This is a genomic window from Chitinophagales bacterium (genome assembly GCA_041392475.1).
Lineage (GTDB): Bacteria > Bacteroidota > Bacteroidia > Chitinophagales > UBA2359 > JAUHXA01.
Genome location: JAWKLZ010000003.1, coordinates 73069 through 99245, shown reverse-complemented (window position 1 = coordinate 99245; position 26177 = coordinate 73069). Strand labels below are relative to the sequence as shown.

Annotated in this window: 19 protein-coding genes; 6 read left to right on the top strand and 13 right to left on the bottom strand. The window is 38.7% G+C overall.

Going from position 1 to position 26177, the window contains the following annotated elements; translation table 11 throughout:
* Positions 1–43 precede the first annotated feature (43 nt).
* Positions 44–1510, top strand: a complete 1467-nt coding sequence (locus R3E32_23370) for a YiiX/YebB-like N1pC/P60 family cysteine hydrolase (GenBank protein MEZ4887694.1) — start codon at positions 44–46, stop codon at positions 1508–1510.
* Between the two features lie 44 nt (positions 1511–1554).
* On the opposite strand, the gene R3E32_23365 is transcribed toward R3E32_23370, so the two are convergent.
* Genes R3E32_23365 through R3E32_23355 form a run of 3 tightly spaced genes read right to left on the bottom strand, consistent with a single transcriptional unit; the run spans position 1555 to position 5912 of the window.
* A complete protein-coding gene (locus R3E32_23365; protein ID MEZ4887693.1) occupies positions 1555–3288 on the bottom strand; it encodes an AAA family ATPase in 1734 nt (577 codons plus the stop codon).
* Between the two features lie 17 nt (positions 3289–3305).
* Entirely contained in the window at positions 3306–5039 is a 1734-nt protein-coding gene (locus tag R3E32_23360) for an AAA family ATPase (GenBank protein MEZ4887692.1), read from the bottom strand.
* A 48-nt stretch (positions 5040–5087) separates the two neighbouring features.
* Positions 5088–5912, bottom strand: coding sequence for a purine-nucleoside phosphorylase (locus tag R3E32_23355; protein ID MEZ4887691.1), 825 nt, complete (start codon positions 5910–5912; stop codon positions 5088–5090).
* A gap of 124 nt (positions 5913–6036) precedes the next feature.
* Between R3E32_23355 and R3E32_23350 the strand changes: the two genes are divergently transcribed.
* Positions 6037–6714: a hypothetical protein gene (locus R3E32_23350; protein MEZ4887690.1), complete on the top strand. Its 678-nt coding sequence runs from the start codon at positions 6037–6039 to the stop codon at positions 6712–6714.
* 113 nt (positions 6715–6827) lie between these two features.
* Here R3E32_23350 and mnmE read toward each other — a convergent pair whose 3' ends face one another.
* The 3 genes from mnmE to R3E32_23335 all read right to left on the bottom strand — a co-directional run bounded on the left by mnmE (position 6828) and on the right by R3E32_23335 (position 11495).
* On the bottom strand, positions 6828–8228 hold the full coding sequence (mnmE, locus tag R3E32_23345) for a tRNA uridine-5-carboxymethylaminomethyl(34) synthesis GTPase MnmE (GenBank protein ID MEZ4887689.1): 1401 nt from the start codon (positions 8226–8228) through the stop codon (positions 6828–6830).
* A gap of 68 nt (positions 8229–8296) precedes the next feature.
* Positions 8297–10030: a DUF1186 domain-containing protein gene (locus tag R3E32_23340; protein MEZ4887688.1), complete on the bottom strand. Its 1734-nt coding sequence runs from the start codon at positions 10028–10030 to the stop codon at positions 8297–8299.
* A 37-nt stretch (positions 10031–10067) separates the two neighbouring features.
* The gene (locus tag R3E32_23335) at positions 10068–11495 is read right to left on the bottom strand and encodes a DUF1186 domain-containing protein (GenBank protein ID MEZ4887687.1); all 1428 of its coding nucleotides are present in this window, start codon (positions 11493–11495) and stop codon (positions 10068–10070) included.
* 186 nt (positions 11496–11681) lie between these two features.
* On the opposite strand from R3E32_23335, the gene R3E32_23330 reads away from it, so the two are divergent.
* A complete protein-coding gene (locus tag R3E32_23330) occupies positions 11682–12134 on the top strand; it encodes a low molecular weight protein-tyrosine-phosphatase (GenBank protein ID MEZ4887686.1) in 453 nt (150 codons plus the stop codon).
* 137 nt (positions 12135–12271) lie between these two features.
* Here R3E32_23330 and R3E32_23325 read toward each other — a convergent pair whose 3' ends face one another.
* Positions 12272–13057 carry a hypothetical protein gene (locus R3E32_23325; protein ID MEZ4887685.1) on the bottom strand — a complete coding sequence of 262 codons (786 nt, stop codon included), beginning with the start codon at positions 13055–13057 and terminating at the stop codon, positions 12272–12274.
* 321 nt (positions 13058–13378) lie between these two features.
* Between R3E32_23325 and R3E32_23320 the strand changes: the two genes are divergently transcribed.
* Positions 13379–15391, top strand: a complete 2013-nt coding sequence (locus R3E32_23320) for a serine hydrolase (GenBank protein MEZ4887684.1) — start codon at positions 13379–13381, stop codon at positions 15389–15391.
* Between the two features lie 136 nt (positions 15392–15527).
* Here the strand turns inward: R3E32_23320 and R3E32_23315 are convergent, their stop codons facing one another.
* From R3E32_23315 to R3E32_23290, 6 genes are all read right to left on the bottom strand, one after another.
* Entirely contained in the window at positions 15528–16727 is a 1200-nt protein-coding gene (locus R3E32_23315; GenBank protein ID MEZ4887683.1) for a hypothetical protein, read from the bottom strand.
* A gap of 21 nt (positions 16728–16748) precedes the next feature.
* Positions 16749–17678 carry a GMP synthase gene (locus tag R3E32_23310; GenBank protein MEZ4887682.1) on the bottom strand — a complete coding sequence of 310 codons (930 nt, stop codon included), beginning with the start codon at positions 17676–17678 and terminating at the stop codon, positions 16749–16751.
* Between the two features lie 77 nt (positions 17679–17755).
* Positions 17756–19081, bottom strand: a complete 1326-nt coding sequence (locus R3E32_23305; GenBank protein MEZ4887681.1) for a hypothetical protein — start codon at positions 19079–19081, stop codon at positions 17756–17758.
* A gap of 153 nt (positions 19082–19234) precedes the next feature.
* Positions 19235–19939 (bottom strand): alpha/beta fold hydrolase, encoded by a 705-nt coding sequence (locus tag R3E32_23300; GenBank protein MEZ4887680.1) that lies wholly within the window; start codon positions 19937–19939, stop codon positions 19235–19237.
* Between the two features lie 135 nt (positions 19940–20074).
* Entirely contained in the window at positions 20075–21049 is a 975-nt protein-coding gene (locus R3E32_23295) for a hypothetical protein (GenBank protein MEZ4887679.1), read from the bottom strand.
* Between the two features lie 6 nt (positions 21050–21055).
* On the bottom strand, positions 21056–21841 hold the full coding sequence (locus R3E32_23290) for a sulfite exporter TauE/SafE family protein (GenBank protein ID MEZ4887678.1): 786 nt from the start codon (positions 21839–21841) through the stop codon (positions 21056–21058).
* Between the two features lie 682 nt (positions 21842–22523).
* On the opposite strand from R3E32_23290, the gene R3E32_23285 reads away from it, so the two are divergent.
* Positions 22524–24059 (top strand): serine protease, encoded by a 1536-nt coding sequence (locus R3E32_23285; GenBank protein MEZ4887677.1) that lies wholly within the window; start codon positions 22524–22526, stop codon positions 24057–24059.
* A gap of 285 nt (positions 24060–24344) precedes the next feature.
* Positions 24345–26171: a hypothetical protein gene (locus R3E32_23280; GenBank protein MEZ4887676.1), complete on the top strand. Its 1827-nt coding sequence runs from the start codon at positions 24345–24347 to the stop codon at positions 26169–26171.
* Positions 26172–26177: the final 6 nt, after the last annotated feature.

Here is a 26177-nt window from a genome sequence, read left to right as displayed (position 1 = left end):
ACCCTTCAATGACGTTATAAACCTAACCAATCCTTATTGATTCATGTTGAAGTTTTTTGGTATTATTTTGTTCTTTTTATTTGCCCTGTATGGGCTTTTATTGATTCCAAGCAGTACACCTGATTCACCCAAAATAGCAGACAAACAGCCGTTTGCGTGGAATCAAGATAGCGTATGGGAATCTTTGGAGAAGGAATTTATTGCAGCTAAAGAGATGGATTGCCTCGAAAATTTGGCAAAAATAGATACAGCTATTGCAGCTATTCACCAGTTTTTGGACAACATTGCACAAGATACCCTCCCTCCCGAGGCCACACAGTTCGCCCTTTTGGAGCGACAGTTTTTTCAGTTAGGGCCTCAGATTGGAGCCTGTGAAGAACGTTTAACGACTTACATGAACCTTTTTAGCAAAATTCGCAAGGTAGTAAAAGACCAGTCCGTTCACTGGGATATGAAAACTTCGAAGGCAAGAAATACGATTTACCGCCTGTTGTATGGAGGTCGTGCGGGCATCGAAGAGTTAATGCTGCAAGCGCATCCTGAAAATGTTTCTCCCATGTTGCTCGCTTATGACGAACCTTCTCAAACTCCTTCAATTGACATCATGGGCGTGAAAGCGCACAGTGGGGATATGTTGGTTTCGAGAGGTGGCGCACCGACTTCTGCCTTGATTTCGAGGGGAAATGACTATCCTGGCAATTTTTCGCACGTTTCGTTGCTGCATGTAGATGAAAATTCGGGTGAGACTTCGATTGTGGAATCTTGGATTGAGAAAGGGGTTTTTGTAAATGATTTTGAGAGTTATGTGAATGACAAAAAACTTAGGATGATGATTTTACGCCCTCGTGCGGACTTGCCTGCACTTCAAAAAAATCCGATGTTGCCACATGAAGTTGCAGATAGTGCCAAGCAAGTAGTTGAAACGCAACACATTCCCTACGATTTTGCGATGAACTATACCGAACCTTCTAAGCAGTTTTGTGCAGAAGTGGTATCTTCTGCTTATGGTCACTTTGGGATTGACCTGTGGATGGGGCTTTCGACGATTTCTTCGCCTGGACTGGCTCGATGGCTGTCTTTGATGGGGGTGCAATTCTTTGAAACACACGAACCTTCTGACCTCGAATATGATCCGCAATTGACCGTTGTGGCGGAATGGCGGGGCTTGGAAACACTCTATCAAGACCATCTGGACAATGCCATGATTGACATTATGTTGGAAGGTGCGGAGGCGGGAGAAGGTCTGCCTTACGACTGGCATTTGCTGCCGTTTGGTCGTTTGGCGAAAGGGTATAGTGCAGTTTTGAATTGGATGGGAAAGGAAGGACCCGTTCCCGAAGGTATGAGCGCAACGACTGCTATGCGTGTTCGGAAATTCATCGCTACGCATCATGCGCTGAGGGATTCATTGAAGGAAAAAGCGAAAATCTATGAAGCGGAACATGGCTATCACCCTCCTTATTGGGATTTGGTGAACTTAGCGAGAGAGGTGAAAAACAGTGGATTGTGAAAATGGTATGCTTGTAAAATTGCACAAGAAACACAGTTTTTTTCTTAGGACTTCAATTCTACAACTGTCGCTTTATTCACCACAAAAATGACCACATAGGCTTTCAAGTCGGTCATTTCTTTGATTTTTTCGTCCTTCAAATAGGCCTTCAATTGAGCGATTGCCTCTTTCTTTTTATCCTTCAATTGCTTGACTTCAGACTGTTTCAAGTACTTCAATTCAAAAATGAACTGATAAGGCGTTTCTTCTACAAAGGGCTTTCTTCGGGTAAGCAATAGGTCTATCCTGCCCTTTTGAGTCGCACCTTTTTCGACCTCCAATTCACTGAAAATGTGGTAAATGCCAATAGAATGAAACCACGAAACAAAGATAGATTTGACGTGTCCTTCATTGAAGTAAGCTCGGTCGTGATGTGCCGAAAGCTGGGTCAATGTGGATTCGGTCAGTTCAATGATGGGCTTGATATTGTTGTATTTTGCCAACTCCACCACTTTGTCTCGCACACGTAGGTTGTATAAATCGAAGTTTGCTTCCTCCAATGTCACCCTCGTAAAATACTGGAAATACAATTCTTTGATGACATAATTGGGAATGGTGAATATAGTTTGTTCTAAATCACTGCCTTTGATGGTCAAAAATCCCAAGTAATACAACAAACTGATGAATTTATCTCTGTCCCACGGCTCATTGAAGTTGTATTTTTGGGTCAAGACTGCTTTCAATTCATCGTTCTTCAATACCTCTCGCAGCACTTCAATGTTTTCCTTTTCTTTGTGGGCAATGCGAAACATCGAACGGATTTTGCTGTAATCAGAAGCAATATTGGTGTCTAAGAGTTGAGAAGGATATTCCATCCGCTCGATGTAAGCATCTGCAAAATACAGAACCATTTCGGAGTTGTAAATTCCCTTTTTTGCATATTGATTGAAGTGATAACCATCGTACCAACTCTTCAAATCATCTGAAATACCGTTCAACTCCGTTTTTGAAATCCCAATCCCCAACAAAATACCTTCTACTTCTTCCTTCGTGAAGCCCAACATCTGCTCAAAACCCGCTCGCATACTGATATCCGAAGCATTGTTGAAGCCGCTGGTCAAGCTGTCTAAGGTGATGGGCGTAACGCCTGTGATGAACATCCTGTCTATCCAACCTGCGTCTGCTCCAATTTTCAGGCTCTCGTAAAACTTTCGCACCCAACCATTTTTGCCCACAATTTCTTTGAATTCATCAAATCGGAACGCCAAAATTTCATTCGTAAAATGGTCGTATTCGTCTATGAGGAGGTAGATTTTAGCACTTACCTGTCTATCGTGCATGATTTGGTACAGCGCAAAAAGAGCATCTTGAGGCGTAGTTGTAGAAGCTATTTTTTCGACATCCGAAGGGTCAAAGGAATCTTTGTAAAACCGAACCAAGCCTTCTACAGTGGTCCTTACCCTCGTAAAAAAACCTTGGTAGGCTTTCTCATTCGTCTCTGTATCAATTGCCGAAAAATTCAATCGCAAAATCATGTAGGAATTGGCAAGAGGCGTTGGGTTTTGTCCAACGTATTGTTTCTCAAAAAGTTGTTCAAATTTTGCTTTGTATTCTATGCCGTAATAATATTGAAGGCTTGAAAGAAAAAGACTCTTTCCGAATCGGCGGGGGCGCAAAAAAAATAGGTATTTCTTCCCCAATCCCTCCATTTTTTCGATGTAGTTGGTGCGGTCTATATAGTGGTAGCCTTGGGTAATCATCTGCTCGTAGTCGCTGACTCCAAAAGGGATTTTTATCATCTTTGATGGTTTTTACTTTATATCTTCAATTCTACAACTGTCGCTTTATTCACCACAAAAATGACCACATAGGCTTTCAAGTCGGTCATTTCTTTGATTTTTTCGTCCTTCAAATAGGCCTTCAATTGAGCGATTGCCTCTTTCTTTTTATCCTTCAATTGCTTGGCTTCAGACTGTTTCAAGTACTTCAATTCAAAAATGAACTGATAAGGCGTTTCTTCTACAAAGGGCTTTCTTCGGGTAAGCAATAGGTCTATCCTACCCTTTTGAGTCGCACCTTTTTCGACCTCCAATTCACTGAAAATGTGGTAAATGCCAATAGAATGAAACCACGAAACAAAGATAGATTTGACGTGTCCTTCATTGAAGTAAGCTCGGTCGTGATGTGCCGAAAGCTGGGTCAATGTGGATTCGGTCAGTTCAATGATGGGCTTGATATTGTTGTATTTTGCCAACTCCACCACTTTGTCTCGCACACGTAGGTTGTATAAATCGAAGTTTGCTTCCTCCAATGTCACCCTCGTAAAATACTGGAAATACAATTCTTTGATGACATAATTGGGAATGGTGAATATAGTTTGTTCTAAATCACTGCCTTTGATGGTCAAAAATCCCAAGTAATACAACAAACTGATGAATTTATCTCTGTCCCACGGCTCATTGAAGTTGTATTTTTGGGTCAAGACTGCTTTCAATTCATCGTTCTTCAATACCTCTCGCAGCACTTCAATGTTTTCCTTTTCTTTGTGGGCAATGCGAAACATCGAACGGATTTTGCTGTAATCAGAAGCAATATTGGTGTCTAAGAGTTGAGAAGGATATTCCATCCGCTCGATGTAAGCATCTGCAAAATACAGAACCATTTCGGAGTTGTAAATTCCCTTTTTTGCATATTGATTGAAGTGATAACCATCGTACCAACTCTTCAAATCATCTGAAATACCGTTCAACTCCGTTTTTGAAATCCCAATCCCCAACAAAATACCTTCTACTTCTTCCTTCGTGAAGCCCAACATCTGCTCAAAACCCGCTCGCATACTGATATCCGAAGCATTGTTGAAGCCGCTGGTCAAGCTGTCTAAGGTGATGGGCGTAACGCCTGTGATGAACATCCTGTCTATCCAACCTGCATCTGCTCCAATTTTCAGGCTCTCGTAAAACTTTCGCACCCAACCATTTTTGCCCACAATCTCTTTGAACTCATCAAATCGGAAGGCCAAAATTTCATTCGTAAAATGGTCGTATTCGTCTATGAGGAGGTAGATTTTTTGAGTAACCTCATTCACCTTCATCCACTCAAACAATAAGCGCAGAATTTCTGGTGAGTCTGTGGCATTAGTGATAATCTCTGCCAACTTTTCATCAAAAATATTTCGATAATATTTTACAAATCCTCGTACTGAAGACTTAAATGCTCTAAAAAAACTGGACTTTGCCTGTTCATTTGTTTCTGTGTCAATACCTGAAAAATTCAATCGCAAAATCATGTAGGAATTGGCAAGAGGCGTTGGATTTTGTCCAATGTACTGTTTCTCAAAAAGTTGTTCAAATTTTGCTTTGTATTCTATGCCGTAATAATATTGAAGGCTTGAAAGAAAAAGACTCTTTCCGAATCGGCGGGGGCGCAAAAAAAACAGGTATTTCTTCCCCAATCCCTCCATTTTTTCGATGTAGTTGGTGCGGTCTATATAATGGTAGCCTTGGGTAATCATCTGCTCGTAGTCGCTGACTCCAAAAGGGATTTTTATCATCTTCAGTCGTTTTCAGTTGAAACAGTAAGATAAGGCTTTTGGTTTCATTTACAAAGCCCCAATCATCTCCTTGATAATCATCGTCATTTTGGGTTCTGCCTTCAATGCCACTGCAATCACATCGTCCACCGAAACCACTTTCACTCGCTCAGGCGGATAGTTTTCGTTGGTCAAAACCGAAATCGCAAACACTGGAATCTCTGCATGAACGGCTGCAATGGCTTCTGGCACCGTTGACATTCCTACAGCATCTGCTCCAATGATGTGCAAATATTTACATTCCGCTTGGGTTTCCAAATTGGGCCCTGACACACTTGCATACACGCCTGTATGACAGTTGATTTGGTATTTTTCGGCAATCGCCAAACCCTTCGCAATCATTTCTGGGTCATAGACTCGACTCATATCGGGGAAACGCACACCCAACTCGTCAATATTTTTTCCTCGCAAAGGATTGGCAGGCTGCAAATTAATATGGTCGCTGAGAATCATCAAATCACCTGCATCCATGTTCTCGTTCAAGCTACCCGCAGCATTGGAGATAAACAGTCTTTCGATGCCCAACAATTTCATCACCCGAACAGGGAAAACAACTTGCTGCATCGTATAGCCTTCATAAAAATGAAACCGTCCTTGCATTGCTACAATGGCTTCTCCTTCAATACGCCCAAAGATCAATTTCCCCTTGTGACTTTCGACTGTTGAAACGGGAAAATGGGGTATATCGGCATAACTGAGTTCGTAGTCAATGTCTATTTCATTGACCAAATTCCCTAAGCCTGTGCCGAGTATGATGCCAAATCGGGGTTGGAAGTTTTGGGTTTGGGATTGGATGTATTTTGCGGATTCTTGGATGTTTTGGAAGAGAGTCATTGCATTTATTTTTATAATGATAAACAACCATTTAGCAAGATAATGTGTTTCAAATATAGGAGGTTTACATTAAATTGCAGGCAAGTAAATGAGCTTATTTTTCATTTATTTTAATACCACAATTATGCAAGCAAAAACATTTCTCTGTGCCTTTATACTTTTCTTTCTCCAATCCTCGCTTTCAGCACAAGAAAAATATATTGAATATGTTGGAGGATTGAATATAAGCCAATTTTTTGAGTTGAGAAAAGATATTTATTACCGAACGAGCTATCCTATTGGTTTAGGTTTCAATTTTGGTGTGCGGTATCAAACTTATCTCCCCGAAGGAGAATCGATTGTTTTGTCGTTGCAGCTTTTGCAACAAAGTGGAGGAGAAATGGAATCATTTGGGCATCGGTTTTGGTCTTCTTACAAAGATATACGATTCACCACTTACTATATGGTATTTGGCATTTACGTACCGATAAAAAACAATCGGGACAATAACTTAGAATTTGATTTCGGTTTTGAAGCACTCTGTAGAATTGCAGAATCAGCGCACGGTGTAAGTAGCAGTTACAATTCATATACTGGCGAAAGGCATGAAAGCACTACTTTTGAGCTACAAACGACCCAAATTCCCATCAATCTATTCACCTCTGTTTCATATCCTATTCCTACTAACAAAAACCTCGTATTGGTGCCAAAATGGTGGACAAGAATTGGTCTATCAAACAGACTTAGACAATCCTCAAACGTTCACAATCTCATGATTGGATTGGAGTTGGGGCTTCGGTATCAATTGAAAAAATCAAAGTAACCCAATCTTCATATACTGCATTGCTCCATCCGATCACATTAAATTATACTTATATAATATTTATTCTATAAAATTATAAATTTGTACTTATTACATGAATCTTAGAAATATCATTACTTCCCAATACAAAACTTAGAAAATATCGTCCCCAAAATATCCCTATCCACATCCACTTGTCCTGTAATCTCCCCCAAATGATGCAACGCCTCTCGAATATCAAACGCCAACAATTCACCCGTAATACCACTGTGAATACCCTCCAATACCCGATCCAATGCCACATAAGATTGTTGCAGTGCTTCAAAGTGCCGAACATTGGAAACGATGGTCGTTTCGGAGTTCAGTTTTTTGGCGAGCACGATGTCGTATAGAGCTTCTTTGAGGTATTCGATGTTCATGTTGTTGATAGCCGAAGTCGTGATAATGTGTTCCGCATCCAAAATGTCATTGACATAGTTTTCAGGCTTGGTGTAAGGGTCTAAGTCCATTTTGTTGGCCACTGCAATGATTTCCAAACCCTGCTTTTTCAGTTTTTGAAGGTCTTCGTGGACTTCTTCTGGAGAGGTGTAAATGATGTCAAAAACGTAGAGTAAAATGGTCGATTTTTGAATGGTTTCCATCGTTTTGCGGACACCGATGGCTTCAATTTGATCTTGTGCATCACGGATGCCTGCGGTGTCAATGAGACGAAACTGTACGCCTTTGATATTGACGACTTCCTCGATCGTATCCCGAGTCGTTCCCGCAATCTCAGAAACAATCGCTCGTTCTTCATTCAAAATGGCATTGAGCAAAGTAGATTTTCCCGCATTTGGGCGACCCGCAATGACCGTCGTAACTCCGTTTTTGATGGCATTGCCGAGAGTAAAAGATTCCCGCAAGCGGCGAATCAGGGCTTGAATGGTGCTGACCAAATCCACCAACTGCTGACGGTCGGCAAACTCCACATCTTCCTCGCTGAAATCCAGCTCCAATTCTATCAAAGCTGCAAAATTGACCAACCGTTCCCGCAATTGTTCGATTTGGTTGGAGAAACCGCCCCGCATTTGCTGCAAAGCGATTTGGTGAGCAGATTCGGACTGCGAACTGATTAGGTCGGCAACGGCTTCTGCTTGCGATAAGTCAAAACGTCCATTCATAAAGGCACGAAGGGTGAACTCACCTGGTTTTGCCAAACGTGCGCCGTAGCTGATAAACAACTCTATGACTTTCTGAATGATGTAGGGTGAACCGTGACAACTGACTTCGACCACATTTTCTTTGGTATAGGAATGGGGTTCTTTGAAGAGGGCAACGGTTACTTCGTCAATGATTTTGTCAAAGTCATCTCGAATCGTGCCGAAATGTATGGTGTGTGTGGCTTGCTCCAAGAGGTTTTTTCCTCTGAACACTTCATTGCAGATGTGGATAGCGTTTGTTCCCGAAAGACGCACAACGCCAATTGCGCCTACTCCTTGCGGAGTGGAAAGGGCTACAATGGTGTCTTGGAGGTCGGTGGCGAGGTATTGAGGCATTTAGGAATTAAAATAAGAATGAAAATAGCTTCCTCCGAGAACTCGGAGAAAATGAAAATGAAAAAATATTATTTGTTCATACAGCACCTTTTGTATTTTTTGCCGCTTCCACAAGGACAAGGCGCGTTTCGACTGACTTTTTTGGGAGCACCGATTTCTTTAGGAATTGATTGAGATTTTCTTTTTGGAGGTAATTTTTTTGATACAGATTGTTCATTTCCTTCTATTCCTTCTATTAACTCCACTAACATATCCATCATTCCCTTTGTCCCTTTACTTTTCAAAAGTCTTTCAATTCTTTCCAATTCTTCCTGAGGAATGTCGGGTTTCACCTTTCGGTGTAGATATTCACCAGTATAAAATTCTTCAATATTCAGTGGCATAGGCTCTAAAGCACTTTCATGCCAAGGTTCTCGAATATCTGTTTGGTGCATTTTTAAATCCCCTCTGTAGGTTTCGTCAATCCAGTTTTTCTCGAATAATTGTTCAACCAAAGGAAGTAACTCTACTGCTCGCAAGTCTGTTACTTTAGCTATAAGATGGGTAAGAAAAATGGTATCTATTAACTTTTCATTTTTTGGCTGACCAATAAAATAAACCATTACCTCCCTAAACCAAGCTATTACTTCCTCTCTTCTCTCTGTCTGATGATATGCTACTTGTTCCACCGCAGCACTTACAACACTTTTGTTCCAACAGGAAATATTTTCTTCCAAAACAAATTCCTTCAATGCAGGTAACTGGTTCTGACCTAAAAAGTACACTGTTGGTAATAGATATCTAGAGATATCAAATTCAAACCAGAATTTGCAAAAACCTTCCCCCATTCTTAGAATATCCAATACTTTTTGAAGGCTTTCTTCTGCCTCCAAAGCTCCTAAAAAGTAGAGCGCATGAGCTAGAAAAGAATGTTTTTGAGAATCGAATTCCGACTTGGAAAGGTGTTCGTATCGGCGAATACTGTCTTCTACCATTGCTTCCAAATCGGGAATCAATTCTTTTCCATATTTGTCAAATAAATTACAGGCTTCTTTAGGAGAAAAGTCTTCAATGGCTTTTTGGTAGAATACCTTCAATTCGGAATGTTGTAAGAGGGGAGCTTTTTTGGTGGGTTCGTAGTTGACTTTGGGAAAACTTTCTACTTCAATGATGAATTCCTTCTGTTTTTCCAGTTTTTCTTGGAAAGTTACTATACGAGCAATATTAATTTCTCCATAGAGAGCTTGAACCCTTTCATTGTCTTCTCCCAGTTCAACCAAATCGTCTAATCGAAAAGTAGCAGCGTCCAGTTCACCAATAAGCAATTCATAATGTGCTGCTGCTAGCTGATAATTCACAAATTCGGTGATGTGATACAAGTCGTAATTAGGACGCACTGTCCTAATATCTCTTGGCTCTCCTAATAAATGACTGTATCTTCTAATTTCCTCTTCATCGTGGATATTCAGTATTTTATTGGTTATTCCAAAAATGTAATCGGGATGTTCCTCAAGGGTCATCTCCAATAAAGCCTCTGCTTCTTTATTTCGATCAGTTTTTTGATAAGCAATGTATAGGTAATTTTTAAAAGAAGGAACATTCGGATATTCGTCAATGAGTTCTTCCAATCGAGGAATTGCTTTCTTCGATTGCCAACCAGTTACCATTGAATGTAACTTCTTTTGTTCTCTCTTCAAAGCAGGTGGTAAGTTGTCTTGGTTAAGTGGCTCACCCGTGATGCGAATTCCTGTTTTTTTATAGTAATCAGCATAGACGTAATTGGGTGCTCCATCTACTCGAATCATTGAAGGTTTTCGTTTCATCCTAAAATTAAAATATTGGTTAGAATTTGAATTTTTATTATCCCTCCAAAGTAGGAGGCAAGCGTTTGATTTTTTTGAGTAGCGTTTCTTCGATTTCAGAGTTGCCCGCTTCTCCCTCTTTGGTAAACATATCCATAAAAGCCTTTACTTCTGAACTTTCCAAAAGCGAATGACTTTTGACCATCTCTGCCAATTCCATTTCTGGTTCTGCCTTTCTATTGCGGTATTCTTCGGTGTAATATTCCTGTAAATTTTCTGGCATTGGTTCTAAAGTACTGGCTGGGATAGGCTTTTGGATGTCTGCTTTGTACTTTTTTATGTTGCCGTAAATGTTGGGATCAATCCACTTTCTCTCGTAAAGTGCTTCAATAAGTGGCAATAACACCACCGCTCGAAGTTTTGTTGCAGCCGTTGCCGCACTTGTGATAAAAACGGTGTCAATTAAGTTTTCGTTTTTGGTACTTTTGAGAAAGTGAGCAAACACCTCTTTATACCAGTTGATTACCTCCTGCCTTCTTTCGGGGTGATGGTGTGCTACTTGTGAAACAACATCGCTTACCAAAACCTTGTTCCAAACATAAATATTTTCCTCCAATGCAAAAACTTTTAGCGCAGAAAGTTGATTTTTACCCAATGAATAAAGCGGAGTAAACAAGAGATAGTCCACATCTGAACCCAACCAAAATTGGGTGAACTCCTCTCCCATTCGCAGAAAATCCAATACTTTCGACAGACTGTCCTCTGCTTGCAATGCTCCTAAAAAATACAGCGCATGTAATACGAAAGAACGGTTCTCGCTGGACACATCAGCATTTTTGAAGGACTCATATCGGTGCATACTGTCCAGTAAAATGGCTTCAAGGTCGGGTATCAAAAATGTACCATATTTTATGTACAGTGCTTGTAATTCGTCAAAATCAACGTTTTCTATGGAGGTAGCGTAAAACAACTGCAATTCAGTATGTTGCAGTTTTGGAGCTTCGTTCTTTGGAGAATAAGTGACTTTTGGAAAACTTTGGACTTGTTTGGTAGTGATTTGTTCTTCTTCCAAGTTTTTTTGGAAATTTTCGATGTACGCCAACGAAATTTCATGTGCAAGGCTTTGAATCAATTTGTTGGTCTTTCCCAATTCGGTTAAACTCTGCAATCTGAGGGATGCAGCATCTAATTCGCCTATCAATAGCTCATAATGTGCTGCTGCTATTTGGTACTGCACAAACTCATCAATATGGAACTGAGTGCGCTTAGGGAGAATCGTTCTAATGTCTCGATATTCTCCAAGTAGATGTCCGTGTTTTACAATTTCTTCTTGGTCGTGAATCTTCAAAATTTGATTGGCAATCTCAAAAACAGGGCTAACTGATTTATCTGTTTCATCTGTTAGCCTAATTCCTGTCTTTTGAAAATAGGCTTCGTTTCGATTGTTGGCTGTATCGTCTGTTGGTTTATTTGAAAATTCGTTCATCGGGACATAAGGCGTTTAAGAAGGTTCAACAATTGGTAAATTCAAACAAAATTAAACACTTTCTATCACTTTGTAGAAAACCTCTTTGGAGTATTCCACATACGAGCCTTTTTCTTTATTTTTGTAGTCATTCCTTCAAACGGAATCAATTCCGTTTTGCTTGTTCACTTCTTTAAATCGCAATAGATGAAAGTACTCATGGTTTGTCTCGGAAATATTTGCCGTTCACCTTTGGCGCAGGGCATTTTGGAACAAAAAATCAAGGAAAAAGGGCTCAATTGGGAAATTGATTCTGCTGGCACAGGTGCATGGCATGTCGGAGAAAAACCAGATTCTCGCTCCATTGAAGTAGCTGCAAAACATGGTTTGGACATCACCCACCAACGAGCCAGAAAATTTAGTATCAAAGACTTCGATAACTTTGACTTGATTTATGTGATGGACACTTCCAACTACCGTGATGTGATTGGTCAAGCCGAAAACCGTGAGGAAGAGGACAAAGTAGAGATGATTCTCAATGAAGTTTATCCTGGAATGAATCGGATAGTTCCAGACCCTTACTATCAGCAGGGCGGCTTTGAAGAAGTGTACCAGTTGTTGGACAAGGCTTGTGATAAGGTAGTAGAAAAATATACCTAATGCTTTTGGACTTTGGACGAAAGAAGTAGGAAACAAGGTGTGAGATATAAAAAATTGATAATCAAAATTTCAACTCATTAGTACAATTAAATTCTTACTTCTTGCATCTTTGCTCCTCCGTCCAAAGTCTAAAATGCTTATTCTTCAACATAACTTATCTGCTCACAATCTACCTCTACCCAGTCTGCAAACCCTTTTTCCTCTATCCTTTTCCGCACTGTAATTATTTGATATTCAGCAGAAACATCCACTTCAATAGCTCTCGCTGGTTGCACCAATTTTAGGACCTCAATTGTTCTATATTTTGGAGGCACTATAACTCGCTTCAAAGTAGCAGGTTTCAGAACCAATGTTGTCATAAATGATTTTACCACTGCTGGGATAACAACTTCGATTGGTTTGGCATGTTGCTTCACCACTTCCTCAAAAAGTGTATCCAAACGAGGTGGAATTATTTCCCAACACCAAACCACGCAATCCTCAATGGTACGTTGGTCAAAACAGCCTTTATCATCTACTTTCTTTGCCCACTTATAATAGGCAGGTTCTAACATCACATATTCCTCTTGGGTTTCAAAAACAGGAGGGATGTAACTAAACTCCGAAGAAGCAGGTTCCATAATCAATTCTATGTCAGCAGTTGTATATTCTGCTGGTAAAATATCGAAGATCACATAACCTTCTTCTTCAAGTATTTCTTGGTAAACAGTGTCATATACAGCAGGTTCGACTACAATTTTTTTATAGGCTTCTTTAACCAATACATTTTGGCTTATTGTCTCATATCTTTCTGACTCAATACATTTTTTGTAGCATTTTCCAATCACAGCATCTGATGGAAAATCTGACATTTGAGCATATAAAAATTCAGAAAATATAAAAAAGAACAGAATGGGAAAGATGGGAAAAAATCGGTAATTCATGGCATAAAAATTATAACAAAAGATTAAAAATTAAATTGCAATATTTTGAAAATCTGTCATGAGTGTATATTTAATTAATTCAATAATTTATTTCAAAAATAAGCAGAAAATCTTATTTTTGCGCTATATTTTTGATTAATGGTACATTTTTTGATTGACTAAATACTAATTCAAATACAACGAAATACTACCTACCATACCATACCTACCAGAAATATTTTAAGAAATACTATTCTATACCCAAGCAAACCCAATTACCCAACTATCATTTTTTTTTAATTATTTAATTCACCTTGATTTATGTTATCAAAAACTTACGTTGTGATAGGATTAGCCTTCCTATGCACTACAGCCATGTTAAAGCCCGCACTGGCTCAGCAATCCACCATCTCTGGTTCTATTCGTGTCTCAGAAACACCTACTGACAAGCTATTGAAGGTACAACGATTTCTCAGAATTTACTCCAATTTAGGTCGGTTTTCGGGAGTTGCCATACTCGCTCAAGATGGAAAACCTATTCATAGGTTCACAACCAAATATTCTACCTTAGACTTCAAAATTAGGTGTGCCTTATCTACTCAGTTCAACACTTGTGACATCACACAGTCTTTTACTGCTACTGCAATTATGCAATTGGTAGATCAAGGAAAAATTGATTTACAAGACAAAATAGGACAGTATATATTCGACCTTCCGCCTCAAATCGGCCAAACAATTACCATTCACCAACTATTGACCCACTCTTCTGGGCTAAAAGATTATTACAATCTGAATGAGTACAAAGAACGTTTCTATGATATCAAGGATATGGAAAGTTTGGTATCAATGGTTGTGAAATATCCTTTAGATTTTGCACCTGGCACTCAATTTAAGCAAAGCAGCTCTGGCTATTTATTGTTAGGAAGCCTTATCGAACAAGTGTCAAATATGAGTTACAGTGAGTATATCCAAAAATATATTTTTGAACCAAATAAAATGGAACAATCTGGTCTATACAGTTGGTTCAATCCTGGTGAGCAACAGGCAGTTGGCTACCTTTCTGAAAAAAGAGGAGACCCCACTGAATCACCTGAATTTTGGGGCGCACATGCCTTTGGTGCAGATGCACTACATTGCTCAATTGAAGATTTATTGAAGTTCAGTAATGCTTTTCAAAATGGTAAAATGCTTTCTTCAAAAGCCAAAAATTTGATGCTCTACCCACATTATGTCAATCCTAATACACCCGATAAAAGTATCGGATATGGATGGCAAATAAAAAACATAGGTGGGGAGAAAATCATTTATCAAGGTGGTCATTTAGGAGGTATCAGTGCAACTCTTCGAAACTATTCTAAAGACAATTATACCGTGTTAATCTATTCTAATTTTGGAGAAAACACCGCAAATATTGTAGCAGACAAAATCGAAGAAATATTGACCACTGACTATGTAACCATTCCGAATCACTCACTTGGTTTTGTATTGTATGAATTGATTGCCCAAAAAGGTATCGACTATGTGGTGACAAACTTCAATAACATTTTGCAGCAAAACAACCTCGAAATCAACGATATGTGGCCGCTTTATTCACTTGGTCAAGATTATCTAAAAGAAAACAAACCAATGATTTCGCTTAAGCTTTTTCAAATCGGTGCAGAAAAATATCCGAATGAGCCTATGGTATATGATGCGATGGGAGATTGTTACCACCAACTGGGAAACAAAGCGATGGCAAAACAAGCCTTTCAATACAAGCTCAGCTTAATGCCACATGATGCCCGATCTATAAGAATGTTGCAAGTCATTGAAAGTGCAAACTATGCGGCTATCACTAAACCGCAGGAAGCTGCTGAGGAGCAAACATTGGTGAACACTGACAATGGACAAAATTCTAAAGAGGATAAAAATCAATTTATTCAAACAGCCTATACCCCAACAGTAAGCAACGGCAGCAACAGCAGCAACAGCAATAATGAAAATATAAGTACACCCAACAAAATCTACACTGTTGCAGATAAAATGCCTGAATATCCAGGTGGGCAAACGGCATTGCATCAATACATTTATCAAAATTTACGCTATCCAACCGTTGCTTATATCAATGGAATTGAAGGAACAATCTATGTTGATTTTGTAGTAGACACCTATGGTAATATTATTGAAGCCAAAATCAACAATCCCATTGAAGGGGAAGATGGTGGATTGATGGTCGAAGCCTTACGAATTGTCAATAGTCTGCCAAAATGGACCTCAGGTTCTCATAAAGGACATGAAGTAATGGTGAAAATGACCATTCCTATCCAATTCAATAAAGGAAATTTTATGAAAGGGGTGAACATTCAAGGAAAGTAAAAAGAGTCAATTTGATTTATTGATGTGTTTTTACCAAAACGCCGCAACTTTTATCCTAAAAAGTTGCGGCGTTTTTTGTCAGTATTTAATTTGCCGTAAAGATTTCATCCACAAAGGCCTGCAATATAGTAGTTGCTTATTCTTCAAAGAAACCAACACTTGCACCAACCCATTCTTTGTCTTTATTGAAGCGCACACCAATCATTTCCCCCTTACTCAATCTTGCCAAATTGTTGACCAATTTTGGGCGATCCCATTCTTTGCGCCAAAGCATCAACATTCGTATTTCACATTTCACTCCGCCATCAGGTGCTTGTAGAACAGGCTCATACATCACTTTTTCTTGCAGGATATAATCGTGAAGGCGATGAGCAGGAAGTTCATCTATATCCGATTTTTTAACATGAAATTTTACACCCGCCCCTGCAAAAGAGTACAAAGGCTTCAAAACATAATTCTCTAAATCTTCGGGATACGCCTCCAATTCATCTACAAAATGGGTTTTCGGGACATATTGACTATCCAAAAAAGGCATGGTATATTTACTGATGCGGTAGAACCAATTGGGGTGTCCTATCCATTCAACATCTAAATCATCTTTGAAGGAAAAATTGAGTTTTAGATCGCTTCTTTGATCTAATTCATCAAAAATAACTCTGTAAAAAATCTTGTGAATCTGTACCTTGTTTCCACCTTCATCCAAATAATATAATTTTCGTCCTTCCTTTATCACATCTGTCACACACACTACCTTAATACCGAGTTGTCTTTCTGCCTCCCAAAAATCTATTTGGGTAAGTTGTTTTTTAGGCTCAATTTCGAGCAATACCACATTTTCGGGCTTCGAATCCCCTACAATCACTTCCTTCATCAACTGACGGTACTCTTCAAAAGTCATTCCGTCTAAAAGTGAATGAAAGCCTTGGGGAATAGTAAAGTGTTTGCGATAGGCATTTGCCAACAAATCTTGGAAAAAATACAAAGAAGGGAAACCCTGAACTTCAATCAATTTCGGAATCAACTCACCATTTTCATCCTTACAAATTCCAAAATCCATTTGCAGAAAAAGTGTGTGTTCATCCTCATTAGGCACATCAACGATTTCGGCTAACGCTCCTTGTGTTTTTTCCTTAAAATCAGGCTGACATATGGTATCTGATATTTCTTCACATGCCGTCACTATCCTATTTTTCAATGCCTTAGAAATAAAAATAGGCGTTTCTGCAATTCTAAAGGGAGGAATATGATTGTGTTGCAACTCTATATCCTTCAAAAAAACTTGGTATTTTTCTGCTGAAAAGTCCTTGTTATAAGCTTGGCGAATGTTTGTTATCATGATAGAAATCGAAATTGGAGTTTAACTATTGCTTGAACTTGGATGGGGTATTGCCTGATAGTCATTGCTTCTCCTCCTACTTTTCAACGCATTGTCTAAAAAAGAAGGCAAAATGACTTGATGGGTCAAAGGAATTTTGTCTGGGTCATTCAAATGCTGAATCATAAAATCATACTTTTCTTCACTATGGTCTTCAATAATAATTTCTTTGCGCTTTTCGTCACCAAAGTGAATGGTCATCCCTTCAGGATCGGCTTCTGGATGGAATTGTACACCCAAGATTTCATCCGAAAAACGAACTCCCATAATGGCTCTTTCTAAAGGAACATGAGGACGCTTTTTTTCTCTCATCAATACTTTTGCGCCTATCTTTTTAGCTTGTTTCTCATTGAGTTCAACCAATTGATAAGACCGAAAATCTGCCACATAAAAAGGATTGGGAAGCGGCTTAAAAAAATCATCTTTTAGTCCATCTTCTGTTTTGAAAACAGGAAAAGTTCCAAAAGATACAGACTTACGTTGGGTTACTTTTCCTATTTTGAAATGATGGCAAGCCATTTGGAAAGAATGACATATGAAAAATACATGTTTTTTTTCCGACTTTATAGCCTTCAAATTGTGCTGCCACAAATCTTCAATGAGTTGGTAAAAAGGGGTTTCCCATATTGGCTCTCCTTCTAATGGATTACCTGGCCCGCCCGTAAAAATATAAATATCGAAGTCATTGCTATTAGGAACTTGGTGTTTATTACGCACTTCAAATACTTGCCAATCAAAGGGTTCTGGATGTTCTTGGATGATTTCTTTAATACATCTCATTCCTTGATTTTCTTCTCCATTGTACATGTCAATGATTGCCAGTCGCATATCTATATTTTTTACTTGATTCGCAAATATTGAAGTAGGATAAACAACATCTATGCACTGTTTCTCTACTTCCCCAATAAACAAGATGTGTTAGATTTTTTCAAATCTAACACATCTAAATTAGCTATAAAAATCAAAAACTATTGATTTTTATGATGATTTTAATTTTCGTTCAACAAGGCCTTAGCTTGTTCAGCCCATTGATCTCGTTTTGCACGTCCTTTGAATGTAGTCAGCAAGCTATCTACCAAGTCGTATTCTCTTGCAGTCATCTTGCTTACTTGCACAAAGGTATAAATTCCGATGGAATTCAATACTCCTTCCAATTTAGGCCCTACCCCTTTGATTTTTTTCAAATCAACTTTGTCTGCCTCTGTTGCAGTACCAATACTTTTTAACAAACTGCTTTTTGCAACTTCAGCATCCATTTCTTCAACTGCTACTTCAGTTGCAGCTTCCAATTTCACTTCTTTCTCGATGTGACTATAAATTTTGTGAACAGCCTCAGTTGCTTGGTTTACACCCTCTACATTCATTGAAGTGAAATCTTTGATGTTGTTTTGCATGAAAGTACCCCAAGTCAAGTTGTTTGCACCTTCTTGGTGTTTCAATGCACGCTCGATTGCCATGTTAGCCGCATTTTCTACAATCCACTCAAAATTGGCAGCACCTACTGAAGTAAGCTCTGCATCTGGAGCAGGATTACAAAAATCTATGGCATAAGGAATACCGTCACGAATCGCAAACTCTACAGTATTGAAGTCATAGCCCAAAGCATGGTTCAAAGCAATCACATAGTCTTCTACCAACTGCAACAATGCTGGATCAAAGTCTTGTGGTTCTGTTACATAGCGAAGGTGATGTGGGTTGCGTGGTTCATAAGGCATGATGTGAACACGGTCGCCATTCAGATAGTAGCATCTAAAATAAGCGGTAAAATCAATCGCCTCTTGCAACATCATTACCAACTGACCTGTTTCGCCATAAGATTTAAAAAACTCGCCTTGATGGTCTAATTTATAAACATTTTTCCAGCCTCCGCCAGAAAATGGTTTCATAAAAGCGGGGAATCCAACATAGTTAAACATACCTTCCCAATCCAATGGAAATTTAAGGTTGCGGAAAGATTCGCCTGTGGTATCATCAGGACGTTCTTTTGATGGCAATAACACTGTTTTCGGAACAGGTACACCTACTTTTGTTGCCAAGGCATTGTTGAAAAACTTTTCATCGGCACTCCACCAAAATGGATTGTTGAGAACCGCAGTGCCACACAAAGCAGCATTTTTCAAATAAGCACGGTAGAAGGGAACATCTTGTGAAATGCGGTCAATAATAACTGCATATTCTGTGGGTTCTCCTTGCATCACTTTATCAATTGTAACTGCTTCTGCTACAATTCCTTCTACTGCTTTCTCATTGACTTTATTAACGAAAGCTTGTGGAAAGGTATTTTCTTGTCCAAACAGAATACCTATCTTTTTCATTTTATGGAATGTTTATTAGTTGATAATGAATATTTTGATAATTGGGGTATGCAATTTCAGAATATAAACTGAGAGGGGAAATTTAAGCAAAAAAATTATTAAAAAGTGCATTTATCAAAGACTTTTTATCCCATTTCAATTTATTAATATTCCTTAAAGCATAGAAAGATAATGTGGGAACATCTCACGCCAAAGAGGCCAGTCATGCTCTTTCCAACCTCTCATATCCAGCCAATAGCTAATGTTTTTCTTGCTCAAAATATTTGCTAATTCCTCATTTGCTACTCGACAAATATCCCATTCAGAAGTACCGAGAACAATTTTCATGTCCCAAATAGCAGGATTGTTGGTATTGGGTAGAAAATCAACAGGATTGTTGAAATAGACATTATCATCGTAATATCCATCCAAAAATGATTTGATGTCAAATGAACCACTCATACTTAGCATGTGGCTTACCATTTCGGGATGGCGAAATGCAAAATTAGCGGCATGATATCCACCAAAACTACACCCTGCAACAGCTACTCGACCTGTAGGAGATTTGTGTCGAATTTTATTTACAATCTCTTCGACAACCATTTTGTCGTACCAAATATGATTTTGGACTTTTTGAGCGGGGTGAATCTGCTTGTTGTACCAGCTTAGTTCGTTCACACTATCAGGGCAGTAAATCGTTACTTTGCCTTGTTCTACAAACCATCTAACAGATTCAATTAATTTAAAATCTTTTGCTTCGTAGTAGCGTCCCATAGTTGTAGGAAAGACAATCACAGGATAACCTGCGTGTCCAAACACTTGCATTTCAATGTCTTTACTTAGATTTGGGGAATACCATTTGAAAAGTTCTTCTCGCACAGCAGTGATAATTTAAGAAAATAAATAATAAGTTGCTTTGTAAGCGGCTGCAAAGGTACAATTTTGCGCCACAAAAAACACTGCAATTTATGATTTAATATTTTCTTAACACAGGATTACGAAAGGAAAACATTTTTATTTATTTTGCTGAATCTCCTCTATTAGTTCACGCAAACGACTTTTTCGATTATAAATCGTGAAGGATAATATTCCAAAAAACAGTTCTTGTGGTAAATCTTTTCGCTCCAAAAGCGTCAATCCTTCCTGAGCTATTTGTAAGGCCAAAGCAGCATTTCTGCTATGTGTCCACAAAAGTTTTGCAAAACTATCGAAGGCGAAAGCATGATTTTCAGATATACACTCTTTAGCCTTCCTATAGTAATGAATGGCTTTTGTGTTATTCTGTAAATAGAAGTGATAGCAATAGGCGATGTTTTGATAGGCGTTCATGGTTGTCGGTAAGTCAATATCCACATAAAAAACATTGCGGTAAACTTCTTTCATAGAATCGGTGGCAGTCACATTTGGGTGGTACTTCAAAAAAAGCTGGTAATATTGAAGGGCTTTTTTCTTTTGTTTCTCAGTACATTGATAATTATGCGCCAAACAGAACAGTGCATAAGGGTGGGTTGGATAGGATTGCAGAATCATTTCAAAAAAAATGCGGGTTTTGGGAGTATACCTTTTTCCATGATACATCCAAAAAATACCTGCTTGTAGACAAATTTTTAAGTAGTTAGAATTCATTTTTATCAGGCGTGCATAACTATCCCGATGTGCATAAAATGCTTGAAGCATTTCACTGTTATTTAGTTTTAGAGCTTTAATATGATCTTCGAATACAATATATTTATCCGTGTCACCTTTTACCAAAACAACTAAACTATTCGTCAATTCAGCAAGCATTTCTTTACCAATACGCTCTTCCATCAACGACTGCGCCTCAATGCGAACTTGATGATATTCGGAATAACATGCCCAACTAAGAGCCAATTGCAGGCATTTGGGTATTTTATTGAAGCCCCGAAAAATCTGTATCGCCATCAGCACATTGCTCTCATCTTCACTACACAACAATTGTAGGAGATTATTTATTTCTTTTTGGGTCATTTTTCCTTATACTGCAAAACTAAGATAATCATATAGTCCAAAAAATTTCCCAATCGCCCACACAATCACCACAATCAGAATCCTTCGCACCCAAACATTGGCATTGGGATAATCGGATGCAAAAACAACTCCTAACCAACCTCCGAAACTCTGACCTACTGCAATCAATAATCCGTAAGCCCAATTGACCTGTCCGTTCGAAATAAAAGTCAGAAAAGCGGGCAAACTAAAAGCCAATACAATCAGCATTTTTACTCCATTGGCATTGCGTAAACTATAGCCCGCACCCAATACCAATGCTGCCAACAACATCACTCCAACACCTGCTTGCAGAAAACCGCCATGAAGACCAATCAAAAAGAAAATAAATATATTGCGAGGGCTTCTCACTTTAGCCATATCTGCTACTGATTCTGCTAGCCATTTCTTGGGATTAAGCAATACCAGTATCAATAAAAATACCATCAAAAAACCCATTGCCAACCGCATGGATTCTTCGGTTAGATTGACCGCAATACTAGCACCAATCAATGCACCTAAAACGGATGGAAAAATCATCCACCAAATTCCCTCTTTCGGAATCATGCCTTTTTTATGAAACCCAAATGTTGCAGTTATCGACTGCAATACCACTCCTACCCTATTGGTTCCATTCGCTACATTTGGGGGTAAACCCAACATCACCAATAGTGGCAAAGTAACTGCCGATCCATTCCCCGCCAATGTATTGATAAATCCTGCCAAAGCTCCAGCCAAAATGATAAGAGGATACATCCACCAGTCTATGTCCATATTATTGTTGCGATTTTTGTGAGAAAGTTAAAATCCGAGTTCTTTTGATTCCTGCCAATCATCAAAGGTAAAAACATCTTTTTTAAACCTATGAAAATCTTTATCGTCTAACACAGTTGGCATTAATATTTTTTTTTCTCTACGAATAGCTTTTAAACTGAAACAAAACAGCTTTGAGTCAAGTATACTCTAGTAGAGTTAGTCAAGTTTGATAATGCAATAACAATCTCGGTACTAATATTGTAACAATATCTGTTGAAAATAGTAGTAGGCGTAATAAATATCGAACCGTTTGTTGTTATTTTCTCTTTTATTACCAAGACTCAAACTAAGTCCAAAAAATAATAGGCCATTCTATCGTACTTTTTTATATTTGAACTTGCTAGTTACATATTTTAGCCGAAACACTAAAGTAATGAAAGTTGAAGGCAAAACAATCAATAAGTAGTCAGCCATAATTATCTTAACAATTAAAATTTCTCAAACACCTGTTTATCAGTGTTTCTTTTCATTTTAATTGTCATTTTAATTTGATTTACTACTTTGCGGTCATTCCATCTTCACTTTAGATTTTGGCTGACTATTATGATAGAGTACATTCGAATTGCCTACATGGGAATCATACCCTACCAAGCCCATTGAATTCTATTATTGTTATTCGTAAAGTGGCAAAGTAAGCATTATGAAGAAAGTTTACCCAATTGTAGGCTTATTATTCTGTTGTCTATTATCATTCGCTCAAAGTCAACAGCCATCTGCACCTCAAATGAAATTTTCCGATTTTTTGAGTGGTGTGAGGTACGCCTATATTGAATTCAACGAAAAAGATCAGCAAAGAGTCGATCAACAAGATGGCGGTATTCTTATTGACCACTTCAAAACTTATCTTGAGAGCATTGGTTTTGAAAAAGTTGCGGCAACTTCAGTGGAAAAAGAAGAAATGTTTTCAACAGTTCCTTCTTTGTGCGAAATGGCAAAAGTTCGATTGAACTTCAAACCAGTAAAAGGCTCTTTTACAGATCATTTTATCGAATTTCAAAGCTGCATAGGACATATTTTCAACTTCACATCCCCTGCTGTTGTAAACAACGATGCCGAATTGCTCTCCAATTTAGGAATTGTATGGAATCAAATGTACGGCAAACCAATGGGCTATGAAGAGAGATTCCGATTGAGTTTCGCTACACATGCCACCAATTATACCAAACAAAATATAGAAACCTTATTTAACAATCGCACTGCTGATGAGCTTGAAGGCATTTATGAAAAAGTAATGCTTGGCATTCCAAATCGAAACAAATACACGATAGCTATTATAAGAGATGCATCCAACAACTACGACATCATTTATTTAAGCGGGGCATCTAACTACAAAGACTGGCAACCAGGAGAACTTATGGGAAAAGTGTACCCTACTGGTACAATCAACTTTTGTAAAGTACATTGGTATCTTCCAAATAAAAAACTAGATGAAAATGTATATTTGTCAAAAGACAGCAAAAATATGCTACACATAAGTTTTGCCAATGAAGATGAGATTGTTTACAAATACTTCAAGCTTTTTCCAAAATCTGACTTAATACCTCCGCGGGAAATGATTTCCTCAGGTAGTAGTGTTGCTATATCTCCTGACGGCTATTTGGTCACCAACTTCCACGTTGTAGAAGGAGGAAACAGCATTGAAGTCGAAATCAGAGAAAACGGTCACACCCGAACCTACAATGCCGTAATGATGATTGGCGATGAAATCAACGATCTTGCCATTTTAAAAATTGATGACCCCAGCTTCAGAGGGCTTCCAAACATTCCATTCAGCCTACGGACTTCACTCTCTGAAGTAGGCGAGAAAATCTTCACTTTGGGTTATCCTCTTACTTCAACTATGGGAACTGATGTAAAATTGACCGATGGTATAATCAGCTCCAATACAGGATACAAAGGCGATGTATCGACCTATCAGGTGTCTGCTCCCGTACAGCCAGGCAGCAGCGGCGGCCCCTTGTTTGACATGGAAGGTAATTTAGTCGGTATCATCAAAGCCAAACATTCCAAAGCAGAAAATGCTACTTACGCAGTCAAATCACGAAATGTATTGAACCTAATTGAACTGCTCCCCAACAAGGTCGTTTTACCACAAAGAGGCGACCTAAAAGGCACTTCACTTCAAAACCAAGTGAAAAGCTTGCAGCGTTTTGTGTTCTGGGTGAAAGTGTATTAAAAACTCTAATAATACAATTTACTTCTATGGCACAAAGACTTTTGTAGTTTTCTGTTTGATAGAAAGTCGATTATCTTCCTTCTGATACATTCTTAAATGAAACTACAAAAATCTAAATCGGGATTTATTTTATTAGCGTTCCTTAGTGATTGTTTTTTCTCTGCAATTGCAGTGCCTTAGAGCCTATATGTACCATAAAAATACATACCCAAAACAAAACCATACTCTCCAACGTTTGCAGACTTTAACCACTCATTTAAAGCAAGCAAACGACAAAGAAAATCCATGCTCCAAACATACCAAAAACGATTTGAAACATTTGAAGCCCAAGCCACTGTTCTTCAAAAAAAATCCGATGCCATAGGTTATTTTCGACTCATTCTGTTCTTATTGTGTTTTTTTGGAGGTATCTACCTCATCAGCAAAAACACAGAATTGGGATTGTTCTTTTTTGCAGGATTTATAGTATTTTTTGCAATACTAGTCAAATGGCACGACAAAATAAAAGCACAAAGGGACTACCTTCAAAATCTCAGCCTCATCAACCAACAAGAAATCAAGGCACTACAATACGACTTTTCAGCCTTTGGAGAAGGTAATGAATTTTGGGAAGAAAACCATCCTTATATAGATGATTTAGACATTTTCGGCAATCGTTCAATATATCAATTCCTGAACCGTACCTCCACCGTTTCGGGCGGTAAAACTTTGGCAAATTGGCTCAAAAAACCAATCCATCGATCCGAAATTCTGCAAAGGCAAATGGCTCTTACCGACCTCAAAAAACGCTTGGATTGGCGGCAAAGTTACCGAGCCAAAGGGATGCTCGTTGATGATACGCCCAAAAACGTTGAAGCGATTCTTCAATGGCTCAAAGAACCTTTCTTTATTCTCAATCAACGATTTGTAGAAATATTGATTTTTGTACTCCCCGTTCTGATGGGCATCAGCATCTTTCTTTGCAGCCTAGACATTGTACCTCTTGCTGTACCAGTTTTTTTGTGGTTTATCAATTTGGGGTTCATCAAATATACGCTTGAGTATGTCACTCAAACGATTGAATCAACTGCTAAACAAGCTAAACTCATTGCAGTCTATAGCCAACTGATTGAAGCTATTGAAGGAGAAACTTTTGAAGCAGAAAAATTGAATCAACTCCAAAGACAATTGCAGCTACATGGACAATCGGCTAGCAAGGTGATTGGAGAATTGAGCGGCTATGCTTCCAACCTCAATGTGCGGGAAAACGAGTTTGCGTATTTTGTTTTGAATACCTTCTTTTTGTGGGAATTGTTTTTTTGTAGAAAATTGGAGTTGTGGAAAAAACAGATGCAGCAAAACATGGAAGTTTGGTTGCAGGTGATGGGCGAAATAGAATCTCTTAGCAGTTTTGCGAACACGCACTTCAATCAGCCCGATTGGGTTTTACCCACGATTCACGACCATCATTTTACCTTGCAGGCCAATGAAATGGGGCATTTTTTGATTCCCCCCGCTAAGCGGGTTGCCAATACCTTCAGTGTTCCTTCCAAAGAAAAGATTGTCTTGATTACGGGTTCTAACATGGCGGGCAAAAGCACGTTTTTGCGGACTGTGGGTATCAACATTATTTTGGCAGTAGCAGGTGCGCCTGTGTGTGCCAAAAATTTTGCAACCTCGGTAGTCACAGTGTATTCGAGTATGCGAACCAAGGATTCATTGCAGGAAAGTGAATCTTCGTTTTTTGCAGAATTGAAGGCTTTGAAAAAAATTATTGAAGTGGTGGAAGCCGAACAAACGCCGATTTTCTTTTTGATGGACGAAATCTTGAAAGGCACCAACTCCAATGACCGTCACCAAGGCTCTGTGGCACTTATTCGCCAACTGCTTCAACACAAAGGCGTTGGCATTATTGCAACACACGATCTCGACCTTTGTACGATGGAAACAAGCACCAACGGACGGGTAGAAAATTGGTGTTTTGAAGTGGAAATCACTAAAGAAGGACAGATGATTTTTGATTATACTTTCAAACGGGGAGTTTGTAAAAGTATGAATGCTACTACTTTGATGCAGCAAATGGGGATTGCGATGGAAAGGAATCAAACAAATTCTAATTCCATATCACAATAGAGATTT